Here is a 16,706-nt window from a genome sequence, read left to right as displayed (position 1 = left end):
GCGTCAGAGACGTAGTAGAGCATTTTCTTGTATGATTTTGGTAATCCCGATTGCCGTTCAGTTTAAGAAAGATGAGCTTCAATTTTCTATTTGGAGCCTTATCGCACAGACAAAAATTAGAGCACACTCGCCAATTTCATCGAGGGTAAAATTGAAAATCAAGAATATTAGCGTTCGTGGATATCGAACAATCAAGGACGAGTTGAATTTTGACCTTGAAAACATGGTTACATTGGTAGGGCCGAATAACTCCGGGAAAACCAATACTCTCAGAGCGATCCATCTGTTTTTTACAGGTTACGAGAATGATTTGAAGTATGATTTTCAGAGTGACATTTGCAAAGGTGAAAGCTCGCTTAGAACAAACATACAGATAACTATAGCTGATATAAACTCAGCCGGTGACGCAGATCTAGTCGAAATAACTAGTCAAGTTCGGGCGGCGCTAGAAATAACTGCCGGCTCTGAGGAGGAGATTACACTCTACTTAACATTCTCCCCAAACTCGAACCCTGTTTATAGGGTTTTCCCGAACTCCAAAAGACCCAAGGGGAGTGATGGTGTTGCCTACTCGAGATTGGAGCGAAGGCTTTTCGACTATGTGCTAGGGAAATTTTCTATTCACTACATTCCTTCAGAGAAGAGTACAAGCGATCTTTATCGAAGCTTGGTGATGCCATATCTTTTCAGAAAAATGCACAAAGTTCTCGACCCTCATTTTACTGCATTGAATCAAGCCTTGGCCGGGGCGTCTAATGAGATCAACGGCTTCTTAAAGAATGGTGGACTGGACGGATTTAAAGCTTCTTTTGAACTCCCAACGGAGCCAGACGATTTTTTTCGAAATCTTGGGTTCAATTTGAAGGACACCAATACTACAAGTGTCTTTCAGAAAGGCATGGGCATTCAATCTGCAGTGTTGCTGGCAAGCTTTTGTTGGATTGCAAGGCAAGAGAAAGGCGACGGAAAGCTCTCCATCTGGCTTCTGGAAGAACCGGAATCCTATTTGCATCCAGAATTGGCTTCACAGTGTCTAAGTTTACTGAAATCCCTCTCAAGTGAGTCTCAAGTGGTCTTGACTACCCATTCTTTAGGGTTTGTACCTCAGGATCCATCAAAGGTCCTAGGGGTTGATCTTGAACATGGCTGGACCAAATCCAGTAAATTCCAAACCTATCATGAGGCCACAAAAAAGATTCGAAGCTCCTTAGGGGTGAAATTCTCGGACTACTATAATTTCTCCAAATATAATGTATTGGTTGAAGGGCAAACCGATAGAAAGTACATTGAGCATGTGATTGATAAGCTTCGTGCTTCCGACTCTCTGGCTCCGCAATTCCCTACATTAACGTCAGGAGACTTCAGCGTTCATGATTACGGCGGCGTAAAAGGCCTAGAGGGTTTCTTACGTGCAACCTTCGAGTTTGTTAGCACAGAGCGTGCATCAATAACTTTACTTGACGGTGACGATGCCGGCGATCGAGCAAGAAGAGATCTTCAAGGTTTTTTTGGTAAAAAGAACGTCGCATTTCATAGCAATGTCGAGTTCGCAATTGTCAGAGATCGTTTTGCGATAGAGGGGCTTTTGCCTGACGACTGGATTAGGCAGATCCATTTTGATCATCCGAACTGGTTTGAAGAATATGCGGAAGATGCGCAGGAAAAGATTTTGCCGTTCAAAATTAAGGATGGAAATAAAGAGCAATTTTTCAATTGGTTTGTCGGAAAGTTGAGTTCTACAAACTTTGATGAATGGTCTGATCGATGGCTTCCGATTTTGAAAATCTGTGAAAAATCTCTCACTCAACAGGGCGAAAAGCTTTATGTGTGATAAAGCTTAAAAAGCAATGTGGCCAGGATGACCATTGGTGGATAACGTTTCGCGGTTTTCCACCGTGAGTTTAAGTCTCTGTAGGGTGGTCAACGTTTACTTGTCCACCAGCTTCTGCAATTGGCAGCTTTTGGCCGATTGCAGCCCGCAACCGTAAACGCCTGAAACCACCCAGCTACGAACAATCCGAGCCAAACGCACAGCGCACTTGGTTATTCGAGTCACGGCAAGACGCGCCACGCAAAAAACGGGGGCGTTTGCTGAGCTGAAGTGCTCCCGTTTTTTGCGTAGCGCATTGCCAGCAGCGGGCTGCCCGGGGACGGTCGCCGTCGGCGAGAGTTTTTCACGCCCTCTCAGGGTCTGCCCAGGTACAGCTCCAGCACCTTGTTCCAGTCAGCGCCGTTCGTTATGCGCAGCACTTCCTGGCTGAGCCGCTCGCGGTAGGGGCTGCCGTTGGCCAGGGCGAAGGCGTAGGACTGGTTCTCGAAGGTGCCGGGCAGCATGCGCAAGCCACCCTGGCCCAGCTCGCCATTGCGGTACTGCAGGATCGGCAGGTCGTAGACCACGGCATCGGCCTCGCCCTGCTGCACCGCGCGCATCGCTTCGAGCAGGCCGGGGTAGTCGCTACGGCGGATGCGCTGGCTGTCCAGATAACGCGCGCTGATGGTGCCATCGATAGTCGCCACATGAGCACGCCGCAGATCCTCGGCCCCTTGGATGCCGCCCTGCAGGTTGCCCACCGTGAGCGCGCTGGTCACCGCAGCGGTGAAGGTCGAAACCATGATCAGACCGGCGAACATCCACACCAGGCCAATCAGCCGCCCGCCCAGGGTCACCGGCGCCTTGTCGCCGTAGCCGACCGTGGTCATGGTCACCGCCGCCCACCAGAAGCTGGAGCCCAAGCCCTGCACCGGGGTGCCGCCGAACTGCTCCTGGTTGCGCCGCCGCTCGAACAGCCAGAGCAGGCCGCCAACGACCAGCAGCAACACCGCCAGGCCGAGGATCAGGCTGACGAACTGCCAGGACAGCAACCCCTTGACCGCCGCCCAGCCGCTGCCATCGCCGCCCCGCGGCACGCCGATGGCCAGGCCGGTGCGATAGAACGGATGAGTGAAGTCGAAGCGCTCCTCGCGCTCGGCGGTCATGGTCAGGGCGCCGACCACCACATCCAGTTGATCGTCGGCCAGGCTCGGCAACAGGCGTTCGAAGGGCATCGGCAGCAGCTCGTAGCGATAGCCCGACTGCTCGGCGACCGCCCTCCACAGATCGATGCTGATGCCGCGCCAGCTGCCATCCGGCTCGCGGATGACGAACGGCGGCACCTCGTTGATGCCCACCCGCAAGACCGGCGCGCTCGACTCCTGCGCGGCGGCGGGTAAACCCAGCAGACACAGCAGCAGAATGATCAAAATCCTAGGCACAAACAGACTCCTCCCCAACCGGCAAAGCGTCAGGGTAACAAAACTACCGGCAACGCTTGCGGCCCGGTTGCCGGCCAGAGCCTGCTAGACCGCGACCGGCGCGCTGATATGCGGATGGGCCTGGTAACCGAGCAGCTCGAAGTCCTCGAATTTGAAGGCGAAGATGTCCTTCACTGCCGGATTGAGCTGCATGGTCGGCAGCGGCAGCGGTTCGCGGGTGAGTTGCAGGTCGGCCTGTTCGAGGTGGTTGGCGTACAGGTGGCAGTCGCCGCCGGTCCAGATGAACTCACCTGGCTCGAGGCCTGTGACCTGGGCGACCATCAGGGTCAGCAGCGCGTAGCTGGCGATGTTGAAGGGCACGCCGAGGAAGATGTCGGCCGAGCGCTGGTACAGCTGGCAGCTCAGCTTGCCGTCGGCGACGTAGAACTGGAACAGCGCATGGCACGGCGGCAGGGCCATCTGCTCGACCAGCGCCGGGTTCCAGGCGGAGACGATCAGGCGGCGCGAATCCGGATTGGTCTTGAGCATCTCGATCAGTTGGCTGATCTGGTCGATCGACTGGCCGTTCGGCGCCGGCCAGTTGCGCCACTGGTAGCCGTAGACCGGGCCGAGGTCGCCGTTTTCGTCGGCCCACTCGTCCCAGATGCGCACGCCGTTGTCCTTCAGATACTGGATGTTGGTGTCGCCCGCAAGGAACCACAGCAGCTCGTGGATGATCGATTTGAGGTGGCACTTCTTGGTGGTGACCAGGGGAAACCCCTCGGCCAGGTCGAAGCGCATCTGCTGGGCGAACAGGCTGTAGGTGCCGGTGCCGGTGCGGTCGCTCTTGAAGGTGCCGGTCTCGCGCACCAGGCGCATCAGCTCGAGGTACTGTTTCATCGGCTGGCTCCTTGGGCGGTCTGGCGGTGGTAGGCGAGCCAGATCAAAAACACCCCGAGAAGGATCATCGGCAGACTGAGCACCTGGCCCATGGTCAGCCAGCCGCCGGCCAGGTAGCCGAGTTGGGCATCCGGCACCCGCACGAACTCGACGATAAAGCGGAAGATGCCGTAGCTCAGGGCGAACATGCCCGACACCGCCATGGTCGGCCGCGGTTTGCGCGAGTAGAACCAGAGGATGGCGAACAGCGCCACGCCCTCCAGGGCGAACTGGTAGAGCTGCGAGGGATGCCGCGCCAGCTGTGCAGGGTCGGTAGGGAAGACCATGGCCCAGGGCAGGTCGCTGGCCTTGCCCCAGAGTTCGGCGTTGATGAAGTTGCCGATACGCCCGGCCCCCAGGCCAATCGGCACCAGCGGCGCGATGAAGTCCATCAGTTGGAAGAAGCTCTTACCGTTGCGCTTGCCAAACCACCAGCTCGCCAGCATCACGCCGATAAAGCCGCCGTGAAAGGACATGCCGCCCTCCCAGATACGCAGCATGCGCACGGGTTCGGCGATATAGGCGGCTAGGTCGTAGAACAGCACATAGCCCAGCCGGCCGCCGAGGATCACCCCCATGGCCACCCAGAACACCAGATCGGAGAGCTTTTCCTTGTTCCAGTTCGGCGCGAAGCTGTGCAACCGGCGCGACGCCAGCCACCAGGCACCGCCGATGCCGACCAGGTACATTAGGCCGTACCAGTGAATTTTCAGCGGCCCCAGGGCAATCGCCACCGGGTCGATCTGCGGGTAAGCCAGCATCAACAACTCCTCAAATCAAAAAACTCAGGCCCACGCTAAACAGCAGCAAGGCGAACAGACGCTTGAGCAGGCGTGGCGACAGACGATGCGCCAGGCGTGCGCCGAAACGGGCGAAGAACATGCTGGTGAAGGCAATCCCGGCCATCGCCGGCAGGTAGACGAAACCCAGGCTCCAGTCCGGTAGTTGCGGGCTGTCCCAGCCCAGCCACATGAAGGTCAGCGCGCCGGCCACGGCAATCGGCAGGCCGCAGGCCGAGGAGGTCGCCACCGCCTGCTGCATGGGCACGCTGCGCCAGGTCAGGAAGGGCACGTTGAGCGAGCCGCCGCCGATGCCGAAAATCGCCGAGGCCCAGCCGATCACTACGCCGGCGCCGCTCAAGCCCAGTTTTCCCGGCACCGAACTGCTGGCCTTGGGCCGCAGATCCAGGGCCATCTGCAGGGCGATGACGATGGCGAACACGCCGATGATTTTCTGCAGCAACGGCCCCTGGATCGCGGCCGCGGTCATGGCGCCCAAGGCCGCGCCAAGCAGAATGCCCAGGGTCATCCAGACGAAGATCGGCCAGCGCACCGCGCCCCGACGATGGTGTTCCAGTACCGAGTTGATCGAGGTGAAGACGATGGTCGCCAACGACGTCCCCACCGCCAGATGAGTCAGCACGGCCGCATCGAAGCCCTGGGCGGCGAAGCTGAATACCAGCACGGGGACGATGATGATTCCGCCACCGACGCCAAACAGCCCGGCCAGCACGCCGGCAGCGGCGCCCAGCACTAAATACAGCAGCAGTTCCATCGACACCCCCGCAAACAAAGCGCAATGGTAATCGGCACAGACATGGGCGGGAAGCGTTAAGCGGCAATTGACGGTTGCACAATGGGGCGCTGGCGTTACAAGCTTAGCGCTGCAAACTTTCGACTCCCCAAGGGGGCTCCATGTGCTTGATCGTTTTCGCCTGGCGTCCCGGCCAGCCGTTGCCCTTGCTGTTGGCCGCCAACCGTGACGAGTTCTATGACCGCCCCAGCCTGCCGCTGGCTGAGTGGCCAGACGTGCCCGGCCTCATCGCCGGGCGCGACCAGCAAGCGGGCGGCACCTGGCTGGGGATTGGCCCCCAGGGGCGTTTCGCCGCGCTGACCAATATCCGCGACCCGCGCCAACCGCCGCGCGGCCGCTCCAGGGGCGAGCTGCCCATACAGTACTTGAGCGGCCCGCTTGGCCCGCAAGCGTTTTTACGCGACCTGGCGCAACGCGCCGGGGACTACTCGGGCTTCAACCTATTGCTCGGCGACCGCGAGCAGCTCTGGCTGCTGAATTCGCAGCGCGGCGAGCCCGAGCAACTGACGGCGGGCATCTACGGCCTGTCGAATGCCGAACTGGACACCCCCTGGCCCAAGGTGGAGAAAGCCAAGGCGTTGCTCAGCGAATGCCTGATCACGCCACAGATATCGTCCCTGCTGGATTTGCTCCACGATGGCCAGCAAGTCGAGGACGCTCGCCTCCCCGACACCGGCATAGGCTTGAATACCGAGCGCCTGCTTTCCAGTATCTTCATCGCCACCCGTAGCTATGGCACCCGCGCCAGCACGGTATTGGTCATGCATGCCGATGGCCGACGGCAATTGGTCGAGCGCAGCTTCGGCCCAGATGGCGTGCCGCTTGGCGAGGAATGGGTTGAAGCGCCGTAGGCGGGGCTGAGGCGCGCAGCCCAGCCGCCCGCCCCTGCGGGCATCAGGCCTGGATAGCCGACGCCGGATTGATCATGCGGCCCAGACCCAGGTTGCGCAGGGCCAGTTGCAGGGTGCTATGGACCATATGCGGGTTGTCGATGGTCATCACCTGGCCCAGCAGTTCCTTGGCCTTGCCCAGGCTGACCTGACGCAGCAGCCACTTGACCTTGGGCAAGTTGGTGGCGTTCATCGACAGGCTGTCGAAGCCCATCGCCATCAGCAGCACCGCCGCCGCCGGATCGCCGGCCATCTCGCCACAGATGCTCACCGGCTTGCCTTCGGCATGCGCGCCTTCGACTACCTTGCACAGCGCTTGCAGCACGGCCGGATGGAGGAAGTCGTAGAGGTCGGCGACCCGCGGGTTGTTGCGGTCCACCGCCAGCAGGTACTGGGTCAAATCGTTGGAGCCGACCGAGAGGAAGTCGACCTGGCGCGCCAGCTCGCGCACCTGATAGACCGCGGCGGGGATTTCGATCATCACCCCCACCGGCGGCATCGGGATGTCGACGCCCTCGTCGCGCACCTCGCCCCAGGCGCGGTGAATCAGGTGCAGCGCTTCTTCCAGCTCCTGAATCCCGGAAATCATCGGCAACAGGATGCGCAGATTATCCAGGCCTTCGCTGGCCTTGAGCATGGCGCGGGTCTGCACCAGGAAGATTTCCGGGTGGTCGAGGGTCACGCGGATACCGCGCCAGCCGAGGAAGGGGTTTTCTTCCTTGATCGGGAAATAGCTCAGGGCCTTGTCGCCACCGACGTCCAGGCTGCGCATGGTCACCGGTAACGGGTGGAAGGCCTGCAACTGCTCACGATAGATGGCCAGTTGCTCCTTCTCGCTGGGAAAGCGCTCCTTGATCATGAACGGCACTTCGGTGCGGTACAGACCCACACCCTCGGCGCCGCGCTCCTGGGCGCGCTTGACATCGGCCAGCAGGCCGGTGTTGACCCACAGCGGCATGCGGTAACCGTCCAGCGTCTCGCACGGCAGGGCGCGCAAGGCGTCGAGGCCCTGGGTCAGCTGGCGCTCTTCCTCGACCACCTCGGCATACTGCTTGCGCAGCAGCTCGCTGGGGTTGGTGAACACCTCGCCGTGGTAGCCATCGACGATCAGTTGGATGCCGTCGATCTTCGAATAGGGCAGGTCGACCACCCCCATCACCGTGGGGATGCCCATGGCGCGGGCGAAGATCGCCACATGCGAGTTGCCCGAGCCCTGCACCGAGACCAGGCCGACCAGCTTGCCCTCCGGCACTTCGCCGAGCATGGCCGGCGACAGTTCCTCGCTGACCAGGATGCAATTATCGGGATACACCAGGGTCTGCTGCCGCGCCTGCTGCAGGTAGGCGAGCAGACGCCGGCCGAGATCCTTGACGTCGGAGGCACGCTCGCGCAGGTAGGCATCGTCCATCAGCTCGAAGCGATTGACGTGCTCGCTGATCACCTGACGCAAGGCGCCCTGGGCCCACTGCCCGGTCTTGATGACCTTGACCACCTCGTTACCCAGGGCGGCGTCTTCCAGCATCATCAGGTAGACGTCGAACAGCGCGCGCTCTTCCGGGCGCAACAGGCTGGCCATCTTCGCCGACAGCGCGCGCATGTCGGTGCGCACACCTTCCAGGGCGGCGTTGAACAGCAGCAGCTCGGCGCCGATGTCATCGACGCTCTTGTCCGGCACCACTTCCAGGTCGGCCGCCGGCAGCACCACCACGGCCGTGCCCACCGCCGCGCCGGGCGATCCCGGCACGCCGACAAACTTGGCCTCCTGGATGCCCTTGCCCTGCTTGCCCAGGCCGCGGATCGAGCCGGTGGCCTCGGCGTGCGCAATCACCCCGGCGAGCTGGGCGCTCATGGTCACCAGAAAGGCTTCTTCGCCCTCGTCGAACTGACGCCGCTCCTTTTGCTGGATCACCAGCACGCCCATCACCTTGCGGTGGTGGATGATCGGCGAACCGAGGAAGGAGGCATAGCGCTCCTCGCCGGTTTCGGCAAAGTAGCGGTAGCGCGGGTGTTCGGAGGCGTTCTCCAGGTTGAGCGGCTCCTCGCGGGTGCCCACCAGACCGACCAGGCCCTCGTTGGGCGCCATGCTGACCTTGCCGATGGAGCGTTTGTTCAGGCCGTCGGTGGCCATCAGCACGAAGCGATTGCTCTCCGGGTCGAGCAGATAGACCGAGCAGACCTGGCTGCCCATGGCCTCCTTGACCCGCAGCACAATGATGCCCAAAGCCGCTTTGAGATCCTTGGCGGCATTCACTTCCTGGACGATCTTGCGCAGCGTATTGAGCATGGTTCGGCTCTAGTCCGTATCAGTCCCGCGCCAGCAGGCGCGGAGCGAGTTCCTTGAGGGCGCGGCGATAGACCTCGCGCTTGAATGTGACCACCTGGCCCAGCGGGTACCAGTAACTGACCCAACGCCAACCATCGAACTCGGGCTTGCCGGTCAGATCCATGCGCACCCGCTGTTCGTCCGAGGTCAGACGCAACAGGAACCACTTCTGTTTCTGGCCGATACACAAGGGTTGGCTGTGGGTGCGAACCAGACGCTGAGGCAGACGATACCTCAACCAACCCCGAGTGCAGGCGAGAATTTTCACATCCTGCTGCTCCAGGCCGACTTCCTCGTTCAATTCGCGATACAGCGCCTCTTCCGGCGACTCATAGTCGTTGATCCCGCCTTGCGGGAACTGCCAGGCGTCCTGGTTTATCCGACGCGCCCAGAGCACCTGGCCGACATCATTGGTCAGAATGATGCCGACATTGGGGCGAAAACCATCAGGATCGATCACGGCGCACAACCTCGTAAACGCATGTTTCGGCATTGTTCCACAAAGGTCGCGACAGCAGCAACGCGGGCACCCGAATGGGCAGGCCGTCTAAAAGTCGTTATTCTGACTGCCCTTCTAGGTTTTGATGAAAGGTGCCCTGTGCGTCTGGCTTTATTCGATCTCGACAACACCCTGCTCGGCGGCGACAGCGACCACGCCTGGGGCGATTACCTGTGTGAGCGCGGCATTCTCGACGGCGTCGCCTATAAAGCGCGCAACGACGCCTTCTATCAGGACTACCTGGCGGGTCGCCTGGACATTACCGACTACCTGAATTTCAGCCTGGAAATCCTCGGCCGCAGCGAGATGGCGCAACTCGAGCAGTGGCACCGCGAGTTCATGCGCGATTGCGTCGAACCGATGATCCTGAGCAAGGGCGAAGCCCTGCTCGCCGAACACCGCGGCGCGGGCGACAAGTTGCTGATCATCACCGCCACCAATCGCTTCGTCACCGCGCCGATTGCCGCGCGCCTGGGCGTCGACACCCTGCTGGCCACCGAATGCGAGATGGCGGGCGGGCGCTACACCGGACGCACCACCGACGTGCCCTGCTTCAAGCAAGGCAAGGTCACCCGCCTCAACCGCTGGCTGGCGCAAACCGGCTTCAGCCTGGAAGACAGCTGTTTCTACAGCGACTCGATGAACGACCTGGCCCTGCTGGAGCAAGTCAGCCAGCCAGTGGCCGTCGACCCCGACCCGAACCTGCGCGCCGAAGCCGAAAAGCGCGGCTGGCCGGTGATCTCGCTGCGCTAGAAATCACCTGCCCCTTGTAGGTTGCCCAAGCACAGGCCCGCCTCAGGGCGGCACGTCCTTCTAGGTTCTATGTTTATGCGCAAGGCCTGCAACATTGTAGGAGCGGCCCATGGCCGCGATAGGGCATACACCAGCAAGAAGCATCGCGGCCATGGGCCGCTCCTACGTCCAGCGCGCATCAACCATGAGCGCCTGCCCCGTCAGGCCGGTTTGGCGCCCATCAGGCCCATGATCGCCAGCAACAGCAGGACGATCAGCCCGGCATAGGCGGCGGTAAAAACCAGCAGGCGGCTGGTGGCCGGCGCCTCGCCCAGCGCCTGCCAGGCGGCCAGGCGCCCGGCGAGCAACAGGCCGAAGAGCATCATCAGCGCGAACAGGATGCTGCCGAGCAGCAACCAAGTCTGCCCCAGCGGCCAACCGACCATGTCCACCAGTGCCCAGCCACTGACCGGCAAGCTCAGCGCCAGCAGGCCCAGCAACGGCAGGCTGATCATGCGGGTACGTCGCAGCTTGCGTTGCAGGATGGCCGCATCGCCGCCGCGCCTGGCCTTCCACAGCATCAGGGCATGGGCCAGCACACCGAGCAGCAGGAGGATACCGGGCAGGCTGTGGACGATCCTCAGTAGCAGGTAGTGTTCCATAACGTCTTTATTCCCTGTCGGATTGCCGACTCAACCAAGAAAGAGGGTGTAGGCCGGGTTGTCGCTTTCGTCCCAGTACGGATAGCCGATCGCGTCCAGCGCCGCGGCTACCAGGTGGCGTTCGGCCTCCGGCACCTGCAGGCCGGCGACCACCCGCCCATCGGCGGCGCCGTGGTTGCGGTAGTGGAACATCGAGATGTTCCAGCGCCCGCCGAGTTTCTGCAGGAAGTTGAACAGGGCGCCCGGCCGCTCGGGGAATTCGAAACGCAGCACCACCTCGTCGCGCACCCGCGCCGCATGGCCGCCGACCATGTGGCGGATGTGCAGCTTGGCCAGTTCGTTATCGGTCAGATCCACCACCGGGAAGCCCTGGCCGCGCAGGCTCTCCACCAGCGCCGCGCGCGGGTCGTTTTCCGGGTGGGTCTGCACGCCGACGAAGATGTGCGCGTCCTTGTCGCTGTGGTAGCGGTAGTTGAACTCGGTGATCTGGCGTTTGCCGATCGCCTCGCAGAAGGCCTTGAAGCTGCCCGGCTGCTCGGGAATGGTCACGGCGATGATCGCCTCGCGCTTCTCGCCCAGCTCGGCACGCTCGGCGACATGGCGCAGGCGGTCGAAGTTGACGTTGGCGCCCGAGTCGATGCCGACCAGCACCTGGCCGCTGCAGCCTTCGCGCTCGACGTACTTCTTGATCCCGGCGACGCTCAGGGCGCCGGCCGGCTCGGTGATCGAGCGGGTGTCGTCGTAGATGTCCTTGATCGCCGCGCAGATCTCGTCGGTGCTGACGGTGATCACCTCGTCGACATGGTGGCGGCAGATACCGAAGGTGTGCTGGCCGATCTGCGCCACCGCCACGCCGTCGGCGAACAGCCCGACCTGGCTTAGCACCACGCGCTCGCCGGCGGCCATGGCGGCCTGCAGGCAGTTGGAGTCGTCCGGCTCGACGCCGATGATCCTGATCTGCGGACGCAGGTATTTGACGTAGGCGGCGATCCCGGCGATCAGCCCGCCACCGCCGACCGGAACGAAGATGGCGTCGAGCTGGCCGGGGTGCTGGCGGAGGATCTCCATCGCCACCGTGCCCTGGCCGGCGATGGTGTGCGGGTCGTCATAGGGGTGGACATAGATGTAGCCCTTCTCTTCCACCAGTTTCAGCGAATAGGCCAGCGCCTCGGGGAAGCTGTCGCCATGCAGCACCACCTTGCCGCCGCGCGAGCGCACGCCATGCACCTTGATCTCCGGGGTGGTCTTGGGCATCACGATGGTCGCCTTGACCCCCAGCACCTTGGCCGCCAGCGCCAGACCCTGGGCATGGTTGCCGGCCGAGGCGGTGACCACCCCGCGCGCGCGCTCCTCGGCCGAGAGCTGGGCCAACTTGTTGTAGGCGCCGCGAATCTTGAACGAGTACACCGGCTGCAGGTCTTCGCGCTTGAGCAGAATCTGGTTGCCCAGACGCTCGGACAGCTGGTGGGCGGCTTGCAACGGGGTTTCCACCGCGACGTCGTAGACGCGCGAGGTGAGGATCATCTTGACGTACTGTTCGAGCATGGCGTTATCGCAGGCGGCTTTTCGAGGGAGTCAGCGAGTCTACCCCAGGCTTGCGCCGAACGACCATACGAGGTCCGGGGTTTTGCTGGCGCGAACAGGCGAGGCTTTGCCGCGCTGCGCGCTATAATTCGCGCCTTCCGATTCCACCCAGGCGCAAATACCGCGATGAACCAGGATCAACTCAAGCAAGCAGTCGCCCAAGCGGCCGTCGACTTCATCCTCCCCCAGCTCGACGCCAAGAGCGTCGTCGGGGTCGGCACCGGCTCCACGGCCAACTGTTTTATCGATGCCCTGGCCAAACACAAGGCCGAGTTCGACGGCGCGGTGGCCAGCTCCGAAACCACCGCCACGCGCCTCAGAGGCCACGGCATCCCGGTTTACGAGCTGAACGCGGTCAGCGACCTGGAGTTCTATGTCGACGGCGCCGATGAAAGCGACGAGCGCCTCAACCTGATCAAGGGCGGCGGCGCCGCCCTGACCCGCGAGAAAATTGTCGCGGCCGTGGCCAAGACCTTCATCTGCATCGCCGATGCCAGCAAGCTGGTGCCGGTGCTCGGCGCCTTCCCGCTGCCGGTGGAAGTGATTCCGATGGCGCGCAGCCATGTCGCCCGCGAACTGGTCAAGCTGGGCGGCGATCCGGTGTACCGCGAGGGCGTGCTGACCGACAACGGCAACCAGATCCTCGACGTGCACAACCTGTCGATCGTCAACCCGGCCGAGCTGGAAGCGCAGATCAACAATATCGTCGGCGTGGTCTGCAACGGCCTGTTCGCCGCGCGTCCGGCCGATCTGCTGTTGCTCGGCACCGCCGCGGGGGTCAAGCGCTTGACGCGCCAATAGACCGGACTGGCCGGGTCAGCTCCCGGCCTTTTTCTTGAACACGTAGAGCAGATTGGGCTCGCCGACGATGTAGATATTGCCCGCCGCATCCATGGTCACGCCTTCGGCCTGCTCGATGCTCCGGTGCAACCCGTTGAGACCGCCGACCAGGCTGATGAAACTGACCGGCTGGCCCTGGCCATCCAGCTCCAGCAGCAACCGCGACTCGTCGGAAAGCACCAGGGAGTGGCCGGTGCGCGCGTCGAAACTCAAAGAAGAAATATCACGCACGAACGCGCGCTGCGAGGGCAAGGCCTGCAGCGCCCCGACCGCCCCGTCCTCGCCGGGAAACGGCAGGCTGAACAACCCCAGCGGACTGCGCTCCTTGCCGAGCAACACACGTTGATTGAGCGAGTCCCAGGCAATCCCCTCGAACCCCTTGTTGCCGGCATCGGCAAAACCCAGATCGAACGCCGGATAATCCTCCGCATCGATGCGCCGCGTATGGTCGTCGACACTGAACACCGTCAGGCTGCGCCGACGTTCGTCGATGATCGCCAGGCGTCCGCCGGATAGAACCTCGACGCCCTCGGGATCGGCGAAACCGATGAGTGGGATACGCCGCAGCACATCGCCGGCCAGCGACAACTCGACCAGCTGCGGGTGCTTGCCGGTCACGCTGAACAGGGTGTCGCTGGCCGGGTTGTACGTCAGCCCTGAGGTTTCGTCCTGCTCCAGGCCGGCCAGTGACTTGCCCTGCACGACCACCCGATAGCCCGGCAGCCAGATGCTCGCCTGCTGTTCGACGCCACTCAGCTGGCCTTCCTTGAACCAGAACCAGGCGCGCTCATCCAGACGCAGGAAGTCGACCAGTAACGCCGTGGCAACGACCAGCAACGGCAACAGCATCCGGCGCGGACGCATAAAACGAAAGAGCGGGGCAAGCATCGGGCACGACTCAAGAAAGCGGTGGTCGTCAGACTAGCAACCAGGCTTGAAGTTCGATTACCGCGAGGGACGCCTCCAGGCGCCCCGCAAATGCATGGCCCGTTACAGCACGCGGCTGACGAAGCGCGAATGGCCGAGCAACTCAAGCGTCAGCTCGTCGCCCTTGTGCAACGGCCCGACCCCCACCGGCGTACCGGTGAGAATCACGTCGCCCGGTTGCAGGCTGAAGTGGCCGGCGATGTGCTGGATCATCGGCAGGATCGGGTTGAGCATGTCACGGCTGTTGCCGTCCTGGCGCACTTCGCCGTTGATGCTCAGGCGAATGCCGATATCGCTCAAGTCTTCCAGCGCATCGCCCGGCACGAAGGGCGCCAGCACACAGGCACCGTCGAACGACTTGGCGATTTCCCAGGGGTAGCCCTTCTCCTTGAGCGCGGCCTGCAGCTCGCGCAGGGTCAGGTCGAGGGCCGGGGCGAAGCCGGAAATCGCGTCCAGCACCTCTTCGGCATTCGGCGTGCGCGACAACGGCTTGCCGATCAGCACGGCAATTTCCGCCTCGTAATGCACCGCACCACGCTCGTCGGGGATGACAAAACCCTCGTCCAGCGGCACCACGCAGCTGCCGGCCTTGATAAACAGCAACGGCTCGCTCGGCACTGGGTTGTTCAGTTCCTTGGCATGTTCGGCATAGTTGCGGCCGATGCACACCACCTTGCCCATGGGGAAATGGATGTGGGTGCCGTCGACATACTGGTGCTGGTAACTCATGGGCGACTCCTTATGGGAATGCGGTACATGGGAATGCGCTGCGCGGCTCTTTGTGAGAGTGTGCCTTGTAGGACGATCATGCCCGCCTCTCGCGGCCTGATCTCGTAGCCCGGATAAGCGCAGCGCAATCCGGGAAGCTGCCGTCCCGGATTGCGCCAGGCTTATCCGGGCTACAGATGATTGGTGCCAGTCAAAGCGGGAATATCTTGCCGGGGTTCATGATGCCGTTCGGATCGAACACCGCCTTGATCGCCTGCATGTAGGCGATCTCGGCTTCCGAGCGGCTGTAATGCAGGTAATCGCGCTTGGTCATGCCCACGCCATGTTCGGCGCTGATCGAGCCGTCGTACTTCTGCACGGTTTCGAACACCCACTGGTTGACCGTGGCGCACTTGGCGAAGAATTCGTCCTTGGACAGGTTTTCCGGCTTGAGGATGTTCAGGTGCAGATTGCCGTCGCCGATGTGGCCGAACCAGACGATCTCGAAATCCGGGTAGTGCTCGGCGACGATGGCGTCGATATCGTGGAGGAAGGCCGGCACTTTCGATACGGTGACCGAGATGTCGTTCTTGTACGGAGTCCAGTGGCTGATAGTCTCGGAGATGTACTCGCGCAGCTTCCACAGGTTCTGCAGCTGTTGCTCGCTCTGGCTCATCACCCCATCCAGCACCCAGCCCTGCTCGACGCAATGCTCGAAGGTGGCCAGGGCCGCCTCGGCCACCGCCTCGCTGGTCGCCTCGAACTCCAGCAGCGCATAGAACGGGCACTCGGTCTCGAACGGCGCCGGCACGTCGCCGCGGCCCATGACCTTGGCCAGGGCCTTGTCGGAGAAGAACTCGAACGCGGTCAGATCCAGCTTGTTCTGGAAGGCGTGCAGCACCGGCATGATCGAATCGAAATCGGCGGCGCCGAGCACCATCGCGGTGAGGTTCTGCGGCGCGCGATCGAGGCGCATGGTGGCCTCGACCACGAAGCCCAGGGTGCCTTCGGCGCCGATGAACAGCTGGCGCAGGTCGTAGCCGGTGGCGTTCTTGATCAGATCCTTGTTCAGCTCCAGCAGCTCGCCGGTGCCGGTGACCACCTTCAGGCCGGCCACCCAGTTGCGGGTCATGCCGTAGCGGATCACCTTGATCCCGCCGGCATTGGTGCCGATATTGCCGCCCAGCTGGCTCGAGCCGCTGGAGGCGAAATCCACCGGGTAGTACAGCCCCTGCTCTTCGGCGAACAGCTGCAACTGCTTGGTCACCACCCCCGGCTGACAGACCACGCTGCGGTCGAATGGGTTGAACCCGAGAATCTGGTTCATGTAGTCGAAGGCCACCACCACCTCGCCGTTGGCGGCGACGGCAGCGGCCGACAACCCGGTGCGCCCGCCCGACGGCACCAGGGCGACCTTGTGCCGGTTGGCCCAACGGACGATCGCCTGCACCTGCTCGATGCTCTTGGGAAAGGCGATGGCGCTGGGGGCCGGGGCGAAATGCTTGGTCCAATCCTTGCCATAGGCATTGAGGGAGTCGGCATCGGTCAGCACCTTGCCGGGCTCAACCAGGGTCTTCAGCTCTTCGATCAGGGCAGCAGTGGTCATCAAGTGAACTCTCAAACGATTCATGGTCGCCCTGAGAACCATTCAGGTCGCAACCGAGCATGGAAAAAGAAGATCATGCTAGCATACGCATCCCGTGAACCGTGCCCCTCGCGCCGATTTGCCGGGTTCGGTCAGCACTGCCGCTGACGCCTCTCCTGACACTATTTTGTGG

Annotated in this window: 15 protein-coding genes; 4 read left to right on the top strand and 11 right to left on the bottom strand. The window is 61.9% G+C overall.

The window, feature by feature from the left end; translation table 11 throughout:
* Positions 1–31 precede the first annotated feature (31 nt).
* Positions 32–1,831, top strand: a complete 1,800-nt coding sequence (locus P8H27_RS07565; RefSeq protein WP_289636465.1) for an ATP-dependent endonuclease — start codon at positions 32–34, stop codon at positions 1,829–1,831.
* A gap of 353 nt (positions 1,832–2,184) precedes the next feature.
* On the opposite strand, the gene P8H27_RS07560 is transcribed toward P8H27_RS07565, so the two are convergent.
* The 4 genes from P8H27_RS07560 to P8H27_RS07545 all read right to left on the bottom strand — a co-directional run bounded on the left by P8H27_RS07560 (position 2,185) and on the right by P8H27_RS07545 (position 5,724).
* Complete coding sequence (locus P8H27_RS07560) at positions 2,185–3,252, bottom strand: transporter substrate-binding domain-containing protein (RefSeq protein WP_289636463.1); 1,068 nt, start codon at positions 3,250–3,252, stop codon at positions 2,185–2,187.
* Positions 3,253–3,336: 84 nt separating this feature from the next.
* A complete protein-coding gene (locus tag P8H27_RS07555; protein WP_289636461.1) occupies positions 3,337–4,131 on the bottom strand; it encodes a thymidylate synthase in 795 nt (264 codons plus the stop codon).
* On the bottom strand, positions 4,128–4,931 hold the full coding sequence (gene lgt / locus P8H27_RS07550) for a prolipoprotein diacylglyceryl transferase (protein ID WP_289636459.1): 804 nt from the start codon (positions 4,929–4,931) through the stop codon (positions 4,128–4,130). The genes P8H27_RS07555 and lgt overlap by 4 nt, the downstream gene beginning before the upstream one ends.
* Before the next feature lie 10 nt (positions 4,932–4,941).
* Positions 4,942–5,724: a sulfite exporter TauE/SafE family protein gene (locus P8H27_RS07545; protein ID WP_289636458.1), complete on the bottom strand. Its 783-nt coding sequence runs from the start codon at positions 5,722–5,724 to the stop codon at positions 4,942–4,944.
* 140 nt (positions 5,725–5,864) lie between these two features.
* On the opposite strand from P8H27_RS07545, the gene P8H27_RS07540 reads away from it, so the two are divergent.
* Positions 5,865–6,614 (top strand): NRDE family protein, encoded by a 750-nt coding sequence (locus tag P8H27_RS07540; protein ID WP_289636457.1) that lies wholly within the window; start codon positions 5,865–5,867, stop codon positions 6,612–6,614.
* A gap of 43 nt (positions 6,615–6,657) precedes the next feature.
* Here the strand turns inward: P8H27_RS07540 and ptsP are convergent, their stop codons facing one another.
* Positions 6,658–8,937 (bottom strand): phosphoenolpyruvate--protein phosphotransferase, encoded by a 2,280-nt coding sequence (gene ptsP / locus P8H27_RS07535; RefSeq protein ID WP_289636456.1) that lies wholly within the window; start codon positions 8,935–8,937, stop codon positions 6,658–6,660.
* Between the two features lie 19 nt (positions 8,938–8,956).
* The gene (locus P8H27_RS07530; RefSeq protein WP_079203695.1) at positions 8,957–9,436 is read right to left on the bottom strand and encodes an RNA pyrophosphohydrolase; all 480 of its coding nucleotides are present in this window, start codon (positions 9,434–9,436) and stop codon (positions 8,957–8,959) included.
* 138 nt (positions 9,437–9,574) lie between these two features.
* Between P8H27_RS07530 and P8H27_RS07525 the strand changes: the two genes are divergently transcribed.
* The gene (locus tag P8H27_RS07525; RefSeq protein WP_289636455.1) at positions 9,575–10,228 is read left to right on the top strand and encodes an HAD family phosphatase; all 654 of its coding nucleotides are present in this window, start codon (positions 9,575–9,577) and stop codon (positions 10,226–10,228) included.
* Positions 10,229–10,428: 200 nt separating this feature from the next.
* On the opposite strand, the gene P8H27_RS07520 is transcribed toward P8H27_RS07525, so the two are convergent.
* Both P8H27_RS07520 and ilvA read right to left on the bottom strand, forming a co-directional pair.
* Positions 10,429–10,869: a DUF2269 family protein gene (locus tag P8H27_RS07520; protein WP_289636454.1), complete on the bottom strand. Its 441-nt coding sequence runs from the start codon at positions 10,867–10,869 to the stop codon at positions 10,429–10,431.
* Between the two features lie 30 nt (positions 10,870–10,899).
* Positions 10,900–12,414 (bottom strand): threonine ammonia-lyase, biosynthetic, encoded by a 1,515-nt coding sequence (ilvA, locus tag P8H27_RS07515; RefSeq protein ID WP_289636452.1) that lies wholly within the window; start codon positions 12,412–12,414, stop codon positions 10,900–10,902.
* A gap of 165 nt (positions 12,415–12,579) precedes the next feature.
* On the opposite strand from ilvA, the gene rpiA reads away from it, so the two are divergent.
* A complete protein-coding gene (gene rpiA / locus P8H27_RS07510) occupies positions 12,580–13,254 on the top strand; it encodes a ribose-5-phosphate isomerase RpiA (RefSeq protein WP_289636451.1) in 675 nt (224 codons plus the stop codon).
* Between the two features lie 15 nt (positions 13,255–13,269).
* On the opposite strand, the gene P8H27_RS07505 is transcribed toward rpiA, so the two are convergent.
* The 3 genes from P8H27_RS07505 to P8H27_RS07495 form a co-directional block, all read right to left on the bottom strand.
* Positions 13,270–14,181, bottom strand: a complete 912-nt coding sequence (locus P8H27_RS07505; protein ID WP_374761339.1) for an SdiA-regulated domain-containing protein — start codon at positions 14,179–14,181, stop codon at positions 13,270–13,272.
* Between the two features lie 102 nt (positions 14,182–14,283).
* Positions 14,284–14,949 carry a fumarylacetoacetate hydrolase family protein gene (locus tag P8H27_RS07500; protein ID WP_289636449.1) on the bottom strand — a complete coding sequence of 222 codons (666 nt, stop codon included), beginning with the start codon at positions 14,947–14,949 and terminating at the stop codon, positions 14,284–14,286.
* Positions 14,950–15,139: 190 nt separating this feature from the next.
* Entirely contained in the window at positions 15,140–16,534 is a 1,395-nt protein-coding gene (locus P8H27_RS07495) for an FAD-binding oxidoreductase (RefSeq protein ID WP_289636448.1), read from the bottom strand.
* Between the last annotated feature and the right edge of the window lie 172 nt (positions 16,535–16,706).

The sequence above is a fragment of the Pseudomonas sp. sp1636 genome (genome assembly GCF_030376615.1).
GTDB lineage: Bacteria > Pseudomonadota > Gammaproteobacteria > Pseudomonadales > Pseudomonadaceae > Aquipseudomonas.
Note: the sequence above shows the minus strand (reverse complement) of the source record. Positions and strands in the feature narration are given on the sequence as shown.